This window comes from Acidovorax sp. KPB24-07 (genome assembly GCF_057543315.1).
The window spans coordinates 1-2,465 of the sequence record NZ_BAAJYS010000458.1; the positions used below are offsets into that span (position 1 = coordinate 1).

Genomic DNA, 2,465 nt, shown 5'->3' on the forward strand with positions numbered 1-2,465 from the left:
GTGACCTCGGTAGCCAGCGGCGCGGCCGGGGTGCTGGCGAACAGCGCGCGCGGCGCCTGCCCGCCGTCGGGCACCTGCGACCACACCAAGCCCATGGGCGACACGCCGGCGTAGCTGCCCGACCGCGGCGCGTCGCGCGACAGGTCCACCGTGCCCTGGGCATCGGCCTCGAAGACGGCTTCGGCGCGCCAGGCGACGCCCGGGCCGCGCAGGGTGTGGCTGCGCAGCGTGACGGTCTCGCCCGGCACGAGTCCGCTGGCCACGATATGGCGCGGCACGTCGATCAGCGCGTCGGCGGGGGTGATGGTGAGCGCAGCCACGCCTTACTTGCCCACGCGGGTGACTTGCAGGGCGGTGGTGCGGTCGCTCAGGATCGGCTCGACCTTCAGCCCCTTCTTGGCCGCCCAGATGTTCTGGTAGTGGAACAGCGGGATCTGGCCCACGTCGTCGGTGACCAGCTTGGCGGCATGGCGGAACACGGCCTCGCGGCGGCGCGCGTCGAACTCCACCGTGGCGGCGTCGAGCGCCTTGTCCACCGCTTCGTTGCTGTAGCGGCCCCAGTTGTTGGCGCCCCGGCCGCGCTGGGCGTCGGTGGTGGCCAGCGTCTGCAGCAGGCCGTAGCCGGCCTCGCCCGTGCCGTTGCCCCAGGCGATCACGCTGACGGCGAAGTCGTTCTTGTTGGCGCGGCTGGCGTACGAGGCCCAGGGCAGCACCTCCACCTTGGTCTTCACGCCCGCGCGGCTCCAGAACTGGGCCACGGCCTGCACGGTCTCGGGGGCCTGCGGGTAGCGGTCGCCGGGCACGTGGATGGTGATCTGGAAGCCCTGCGGAAAGCCGGCCTCGGCCAGCAGCTTTTTGGCCTGCTCCACGTTGTAGGGAATGTCCTTGACCTCGGGGTTGTAGCCGAAGCTGCCCTTGGGCATCCACTGGTTGGCCTCGGTCACCGTGCCCTGCAGCACGCGGTCCACGATGGCCTTGCGGTTGATGGCCAGCGACAGCGCCTGGCGCACGCGCACGTCCCGCAGCGGGTTCTGCGCGAGCGGCTTGCCCGCGTTGTCGGTGACGAACTCGTTGGCGCCGGCCTTGAAGCTGGGCTGCAGCAGCAGCGCGCGCAGGCCGGGGTAGGTGTACACGCTCACGCTGGGCGTCTTGCGCAGCTTCTCCACGTCGGTCACGGCGACCTTGTCGATCACGTCCACATCACCCGCCAGCAGCGCGGCGGTGCGTGCCGCGCCGTTGTTGATGTAGCGGTAGTTCACCTTCTCCCACAGCGGCTTGGTGCCGTAGTAGCTCGCGCTGCGCTCGAACACCGTGCGGTCGCCCGGCACGTAGGAGATGAATTTGTACGGCCCCGTGCCCACGACGGCGCGGCCGGCGTTGTAGTCCTCGGTCTTGGATTTTTCGCCCACGTGCTTGCTCACGATGTAGATCGAGGCGATCTCCAGCGGCAGCATGGGGTTGGGCGTGTTGGTCTTGACGATGACGGTGTGCGCGTCCTTGGCCGTGGTCGATTCGACCGTGCGCAGCGCACCCGCATAGGACGCCACGCTGCCGGGCACGTTGCGCGCGCGCTGGAACGAGAACACGATGTCGTCGGCGGTGAAGGGCGTGCCGTCCTGCCACTTCACGTCGGTGCGCAGCTTGAACTCCCAGGTCTTGTCGTCCAGCGTCTTCCAGCTGGCGGCCAGGCCCGGCTCCAGCTTGCCGCCGTCGCGCGAGTTGACCAGCGAGTCCCAGAAATGCAGCGCCAGCGAGCGGTCGCCCGCGTGGTTGTTGAGTTGCGGATCGACCGACGACACCGGGTCGGCGAAGCCGATGGACAGCGTGTTGCCGTTCTGCGCGAGCGCGCCGGTGCCGGCGAGCAGCGCGGCGGCGGCCAGGGTGGCGAGGCGGAAGGAAGTCATGGCGGGCCTTTCAGGAAAAAACGAACGGGATACGGCGGGGGCAACGGGCGTTGGACGGTGAGCGCTCAGCCGTCGTTGAGGTGGCAGGCGCTCTCGTGCCGCACGGCGATGCCGCGCAGCCGCGGCACCTCGGTGGCGCAGCGCGGCATGGCGTGCGGGCACCGGGGATGGAAATGGCAGCCCGAGGGCGGCGAAATGGGGCTGGGGATCTCGCCGCGGATGGACGAAAAGCGCGTGCGCCGCGCGGCCACGCTCGGGATCTCGGCCAGCAGCGCCTGCGTGTAGGGGTGGTTGGGCCGGGCGAAGAGTTCCTCGACGGGCGCGCTCTCAACCACGCGGCCCAGGTACATCACCACCACGCGGTCGCACACGTGCTCCACCACGCCCAGGTCGTGCTGATGAACAGGTAGGTCAGGCCCAGCTGGTCGCGCAGGTCCATGAACAGGTTGAGGATCTGCGCCTGGATCGACACGTCCAGGCGCCGGTGGTGGGCTCGTCCGCCACGATCGAGTTGCGGCTCGGCCGCCAGCAGCCAGGGCGATCACCACGCGCTGCGCATGC

2 protein-coding genes and 1 pseudogene are annotated in these 2,465 nt (G+C 69.8%); all 3 read right to left on the reverse strand.

Going from position 1 to position 2,465, the window contains the following annotated elements; genetic code table 11:
• Nucleotides 1-320: acyl-CoA thioesterase/BAAT N-terminal domain-containing protein (locus AC27IQ_RS22515; protein WP_487090864.1), on the reverse strand; the 320-nt coding region annotated here is incomplete at its 3' end.
• A gap of 3 nt (nucleotides 321-323) precedes the next feature.
• The gene (locus AC27IQ_RS22520; RefSeq protein WP_272567312.1) at nucleotides 324-1,904 is read right to left on the reverse strand and encodes an ABC transporter substrate-binding protein; all 1,581 of its coding nucleotides are present in this window, start codon (nucleotides 1,902-1,904) and stop codon (nucleotides 324-326) included.
• Between the two features lie 65 nt (nucleotides 1,905-1,969).
• A pseudogene (locus AC27IQ_RS22525) lies at nucleotides 1,970-2,382 on the reverse strand (oligopeptide/dipeptide ABC transporter ATP-binding protein); the annotation flags it as partial.
• Nucleotides 2,383-2,465 lie beyond the last annotated feature (83 nt).

Bases quoted from the DNA above. Each gene is read 5' to 3' on its own strand.
- AC27IQ_RS22520 (WP_272567312.1), bottom strand. From the start codon at position 1,904: ATGACTTCCTTCCGCCTCGCCACCCTGGCCGCCGCCGCGCTGCTCGCC.